This is a genomic window from Paenarthrobacter sp. CM16 (assembly GCF_013179505.1).
GTDB lineage: Bacteria > Actinomycetota > Actinomycetes > Actinomycetales > Micrococcaceae > Arthrobacter.
Window position 1 is genome coordinate 1 of sequence record NZ_JABMCX010000270.1, and the last position, 6,398, is coordinate 6,398.

The following is a 6,398-nucleotide window of genomic DNA, read 5'->3' on the forward strand; positions in this document are numbered from 1 at the left end:
TTAGTCAGTTTGAGGTAGTTGGCCTTTGTCGAACGCGAGCGGACGGTAAGAATAAGGGGGCGGGTCCGACGACCATGCCGTGAGCTCACCGGGGGTAGCAGGAACATGGATCAAGTGGCAGCGGTTGCTGCAGCCAGATTGAAGAAGCCATCGTGGAAGGACCCACGGCTTCTCATTGGGATGCTGCTGGTGTTTGTGTCCATTGGCGGCGTCGTGGCCTTGGTTGGGTCGGCGGACAGAACTACGCAGGTCTACAGTGCGCGCGAAGACATTGCCGTTGGCCAGGTAGTTACCGAAGCTGACGTCTCGATTGTCAATGTCCGCCTGGATGATATTGAGTCCGGATACATCACCGTAGAGGGTGGGCTGGACGAAGGTCAGGTCGCCCTGCAGCGGGTGGCGAAAAGCGAGCTCGTTCCCAGGGGAAGCCTGGGAAAAGCTGATGCCCTGAACAGGAAGCCGGTCGCCATTTCCATGGAAGGAGAACTCCCTGCCCAGGCTGTCGGTGGTGCGCGCGTCGATGTCTGGGTTGCCTTACCGGGTACAAGCAGTGCTTTTGATGAGCCGCAATTGTTGTTGCCTGGCGCGGAAATTGCCGAGGTAGTTGCGGGCTCGGCGGCTTTGGGGGCCTCCAAGACAACTCAGGTACTGGTGCTGGTCACCGATGAGCAGATGCCCAAGTTGCTGGGTGCTCAAGCGAATAAGGCCAATATCTCCGTCGTGTGGAATCCTGCGGGCCGTAACCCATGAGCATTCCCGTAGTTACCGTGGGCCCTGCGCAGGAGGCTGTAGTGGGTGGGCTTGAGGGCCTGCACGGGCCGGTGACGGTGGTTCGCCGCTGTTCAGAACTTGCTGAGCTGATGGCCGCCTGCCAAAGCGGTCTTGCCATGGCGGCCGTTGTGGCGGAGGGCTGTGAGGAACTGACCACAACTTTGGTGGATCGCCTTGGCGCAGTAGGGGTCTCGATCGTGGCCCTGACGGATGACCCGTCCGAAGCGGTACGGCTGCACTCCATCGGAGTGGTTGTGGCGGCTTCCGGGATAGAGCCGTCCGCCCTCGCGACAAAAATATCCGAGGCTGTAGGTCGTGAGGACGCGCGCGGCCGCCTCGGCGCGGGCCAGGACGCAGGTTTCGCTGACGTTGGAGGTGGTGGGCTTTTAGTCCATCTTCCCGAACCTCCGGCGGACCCTTCTCCGGTAGATTTGGGCCAGGTTTATGCCGTATGGGGGCCTATTGGTTCGCCCGGCAGGACTCTACTGGCGGTCAACATAGCTGCTGAACTGGCAGCGGAGGGTAAATCCGTCATCCTGGTGGATGCCGACAGCTATGGTGCCAGCGTATCTGCTGTGCTTGGGCTGTTGGACGAAGCTGCAGGACTGGCCCAGGCCTGCAGGCTTGCGGACCAAGGGATGCTTGATACCAACGCCCTGAAGGCTGCGGCGACCCCCGTCTTTACCAAAGACGGCTCCTTTCGGGTGCTCAGTGGGACCACCCGCGCCGATCGATGGACGGAATTGAGGGCGGCTGCGCTCTCGCACGTTCTTGAGCGAGCCAAAGAAGTGACCGATGTCGTGGTGATCGATACCGGATTCTGCCTCGAATCCGATGAGGAGTTGAGCTTCGACACCATGGCCCCAAGACGGAACGCAGCAACTCTGAGGAGCTTGGAAATGGCTGACGTTGTCTTCGCTGTGGGAGCAGCCGATGCAGTGGGAATACCCCGGCTGATAAGGGGCTTGGCTGAGATTGAAGCCGTTGTTCCAGGAGCGTCCCTTCGTGTGGTGCTCAATAAGGTCAAGCGGGCTGCCATCGGCCATGCGCCCGAGCAGCAACTGGCAGAAGCCTGGGATCGGTTCGGCCCGGGCCTGAGGATCGATGCCTACCTTCCTGCCGACCCAGTGGCATGCGATGCTGCCTTGCTTTCCGGCTCAGTCCTCCTGGAAATTGCGCCCGAGTCCGCACTGCGGCTCGCCATCGCCAATCTGGTCTGTGCGCCTGACCAGCAAAAAAGGAAATCCTTTGGCCGAAACACCAGAGCCGCACGCCTGCTTAAGCGCTAGGCTCAAAATGTGGGCTGCAGAGTCGCAGCAATCAACATGTGATGGAGGCGTTTGTAGATGTCGTCAGGATCCAGCGTGGAGGATCGGTCCGAAGCAACAGTTGTCCGTGAAGGGTTCTTCGGTGACTACTATGAACACCTCGCAGAGGAGGACGCCCGCGCATATTCGCCCGAGCTGCTGATATCGCGGGCAACGAATCACAAGAAAGTCGCGCAATCCCGCACGCCCGGAAATGCCGTCGTCGAAATTGCAGGCGAAACGGACCGAAGCGTCGTTTACATTGTCACGGACGACATGCCGTTCCTTGTGGACTCGGTCAACGCCGAACTCGTTCGCCAGAACTGTGCCATCCGGCTGGTCATGCACCCCTTGTTCGTCATCACCCGCGACCGCGTGTCCGGGGAACTGCGGAATATTTCCAGGGTTCCTTCCAACGTCGGGATATCCAGCGGTGATACCGCTGCGCTGCCAAGCGTGGCCCACCTCCTGGGCGACGATAACAACTCCTCGCACATGGAGTCGTGGATCGCTGTTGAAATCGACCGCGTGAACGATGACGCCCGCGCGGAACTGATCGAGGGACTGCAACGCGTCCTCGGCGATGTCAGGGCAGCAGTCGAGGACTGGCCCAAGATGCGCAGCAAAGCATTGGAACTGGCGGAAGCCCTTGGCGGCATCTCCCATCCCGAGCAAATTGCCGAACTCCGGCAAGCACAGGATCTTCTGCGCTGGCTGGACAACGGCAACTTCACTTTCCTCGGATACCGCGAGTACGACCTCGTGGAGCAGGACGGCGAGGACGTCCTCCAACTACGCGAAGACAGCGGCCTGGGCCTTTTGCGGGCAGGGGATACGACACGTCAGGTGCAGCACCTCACAGACGCCGGGCGTAAGCGCGCCCGTGAAAAGCGGGCCTTGGTCATCACCAAAGCCAACTCCCGGTCGACAGTGCACCGGCCGGCCTACCTCGACTACATCGGCGTCAAGAGCTTCGACGCCCAGGGCAACGTCAATGGGGAACGGCGTTTCATCGGGCTGTTCGCAACGAGTGCCTACACCGGTTCTGTGCGCAACATTCCCATTGTTCGCGACAAAGTGGACGCCGTGCTGCGGAACGCGGGATTCCCGATCGATTCCCACTCCGGTAAGGACCTCCTGGGTATCCTCGAGACCTATCCTCGCGACGAGCTGTTCCAAATCGAGATTCCGGACCTTGCCGCTACCGCAACCGGGATCCAACGTCTCCAGGAACGACGCCGTACAAAGTTGTTCCTGCGGCCCGACATTTATGGCCGCTTCATGTCGGCCGTGGTGTACTTGCCCCGCGACCGTTACACCACCAGCGTCCGCCTCCGGATCGAACAGGAACTTCGGGAGACCTTCCAGGCCGAGAGCATTGATTACGAGGCTCGGATCACTGAATCTGCCTTGGCCCGTGTTTTCTTCAGGATCCGGCTTCCGCGTACGGCTGAGCTGGCAGAAGTCAACGTTGCCGAACTTGAACACCGGCTTATGAGGGCGTCCCGCTCCTGGAGCGAAGGGGTTGCCGAGGTCCTCCGCGAGCACCGCCCGGCAGGAAGTGCCGATGTCTTGTCGGCGTTGTGGGCTGAGGCATTCCCGGCCGGGTATCGGGTGGACTATGAGGTCGAAGACGCCCTGGAGGACATCGAACGTTTCGAAAAGTACGGGGCCCAGGCTGAGAGGGCCGGGGAAACAACCAAGCAGGTCAAGCCCGGGGTTCACGTATATCTTCCTGAAGGTGCCGGTGAGGCTCTCGAGGAGGACGCTCGGGTCAAGCTCTACCTCATGGAGCCTAAGAGCTTGAGCCAGATCCTCCCGTACTTCCACAATCTTGGTCTCGAGGTTTTGGACGAACGCCCCTTCGAGATCGAAACCTCCGATCACCGTGACTTCTTCCTTTACGACCTCGGGCTCAAATACCCTGCCGGCGTGGACCCCCTTGCCACGGGGGAACTCCTGAGTGATTCCTTCGGAGCTGCCGTCACCGGAGCCGTGGAGTCGGATAACTTTGACCGGCTTGTACTGCGTGAAGGCATGCACTGGCGCCAGGTAGTGGTCCTCAGGGCCTACGCCAAATACATGCGGCAAATGGGCAATACCAATTCGTTTGGTTTCATCGCTGACACCCTTCTGGGCAACCCCGATGTCGCTCGTGGCCTGAATGCACTTTTCTCCGCGCGCTTTGATCCCGCTGTGCCGGAGGATCTTCGGCCCGAACGGCAGGCTGCGGCGAGGGCAAACCTGGCCGAGTCCATCGAACAGGTGGCAACGTTGGACGCTGACCGTGTGCTGCGTACCTTCGTGAACCTGATTGAGTCCACCCTGCGGACCAACTACTTCCAGAACAAGGAATACCTCAGCTTCAAGCTGGACCCAACCTCGATCGACGGACTGCCCTTCCCCCGCCCGATGTACGAGATCTGGGTCTACTCACCCAGGGTTGAAGGCGTACATCTGCGCTTCGGGAAGGTAGCCCGAGGCGGTCTGCGCTGGTCCGACCGCCGGGAGGACTTCCGCACTGAAATCCTTGGACTGGTCAAGGCCCAGACAGTCAAGAACGCCGTGATCGTGCCGACAGGTGCCAAGGGTGGGTTCTTCGCCAAGAAGTTGCCCAACCCGGCAGTTGACCGTGCAGCGTGGATGGCCGAAGGCATCGAGAGCTACAAGACCTTTATCAGGGGCCTGCTGGATATCACCGACAACCTCGTGACCTCAGCGGACGGCGAAAGGCTGGTCCCGCCGTCGGACGTTGTCCGTCACGACGGCGATGATTCCTACTTGGTGGTGGCAGCCGACAAGGGAACAGCCACGTTCTCCGACACCGCCAACGGGCTCGCGGCCGAGTACGGTTTCTGGTTGGGCGATGCCTTTGCCTCCGGTGGTTCCGTGGGCTACGACCACAAAGCGATGGGCATTACGGCCCGAGGAGCGTGGGAATCGGTCAAGAGGCACTTCAGCGAACTTGATCTAGACACGCAGACCGAAGAGTTCACCGTAGTTGGCGTGGGCGACATGTCCGGCGACGTCTTTGGCAACGGAATGCTGCTCTCCCGGCACATCCGACTCCTGGCCGCGTTCGACCACCGCCACATCTTCCTCGATCCGGCACCTGATGCCGCGGCATCCTTCACGGAACGGCAGCGGCTGTTCGAGCTGCCCCGGTCCTCCTGGGATGACTACGACCGGTCACTCATCAGTGAAGGTGGAGGGGTCTACGCGCGCCAAGCGAAGACCATTCCGGTTTCCGACCAAGTCCGTAAGGCGCTGGGCCTGCCAGAGGGCACCACGCAGTTGAGCCCGCCGGAACTCCTTCGTGCCATTTTGTTGGCTCCGGCCGACCTCCTTTACAACGGCGGTATCGGCACCTACGTCAAGGCCAGCACCGAGACCCACGCAGCTGTTGGCGATAAGGCAAACGATGCCATCCGTGTGGACGGACGGGACCTGCGGGTCAAGGTTGTGGGCGAAGGCGGGAACCTCGGTTTGACGCAGCGTGGGCGCATTGAAGCCGCCCTCCAAGGCGTCATCCTCAATACCGATGCGATCGACAACTCGGCCGGGGTGGACTGTTCCGACCATGAGGTGAACATCAAGATCTTCGTGGATCGAATGGTGGCTGCCGGCAAGCTTGAGGCAGCAGAGCGGGCCGATTTCCTGGCCGCTATGACCGATGAGGTGGGGCGACTCGTCCTCCAGGACAACATCGACCAGAATATCCTGCTCCTGAATGATCGGACGCGGGTGGCGGAATGGAGCCCAAGCTACGAAAGACTGATGGATTGGTTGGAGAAGTCCGCCGACCTCAAGCGTGATCTCGAAGCCTTGCCCACCACGGAGACACTTCGGGCAAGGCTGGAGCAAGGCCAGGGTTTGACGTCGCCGGAGCTCGCAGTGCTGGCGGCCTACGCCAAGATCGAACTCGGTGCGGCGCTGCGTGAGAGCAACCTGGCAGACGATCCTTGGTTTGCCGACACCATCCGCAACTACTTCCCGAAGCAGTTGCGCGAGAAATTCGACGCCGAACTCGACACACACCCGCTGCGACGCGAAATCATCGCCACGGTAGTGGCCAACGACATCATCAACCTTGGTGGTATCACCTTTGCCTTCCGGGCAATCGAAGAAACCTCGGCAAATGAGGTGGCGGTTGCCAAAGCTTTCGTGGCGTTGCGCGAAATATACGACCTCGACCCCATGGTGGAGGAGTTGAACGCACTCCCTGCGTCGTTCCCGACGGAACACTGGAGTGAAGTCCACCTGGACATCCGCCGGTTGCTCGACAGGGCTGTGCGTTGGGTCCTGGGGCAAGGGATGGCG

General features: G+C 60.7%; 3 protein-coding genes. All 3 read left to right on the forward strand.

The genetic code is table 11. The features are described 5' to 3' along the window. Window positions 1-105: 105 nt before the first annotated feature. Entirely contained in the window at window positions 106-750 is a 645-nt protein-coding gene (locus HP499_RS19150; RefSeq protein ID WP_172325751.1) for an SAF domain-containing protein, read from the forward strand. Then, entirely contained in the window at window positions 747-2,060 is a 1,314-nt protein-coding gene (locus HP499_RS19155; RefSeq protein WP_172325752.1) for a chromosome partitioning protein, read from the forward strand. The genes HP499_RS19150 and HP499_RS19155 overlap by 4 nt, the downstream gene beginning before the upstream one ends. A gap of 57 nt (window positions 2,061-2,117) precedes the next feature. Further along, the coding region (locus HP499_RS19160; protein ID WP_172325753.1) for an NAD-glutamate dehydrogenase at window positions 2,118-6,398 on the forward strand (4,281 nt) is incomplete at its 3' end.

Bases quoted from the DNA above. Each gene is read 5' to 3' on its own strand.
- HP499_RS19150 (WP_172325751.1), top strand. From the start codon at position 106: ATGGATCAAGTGGCAGCGGTTGCTGCAGCCAGATTGAAGAAGCCATCG.
- HP499_RS19155 (WP_172325752.1), top strand. From the start codon at position 747: ATGAGCATTCCCGTAGTTACCGTGGGCCCTGCGCAGGAGGCTGTAGTG.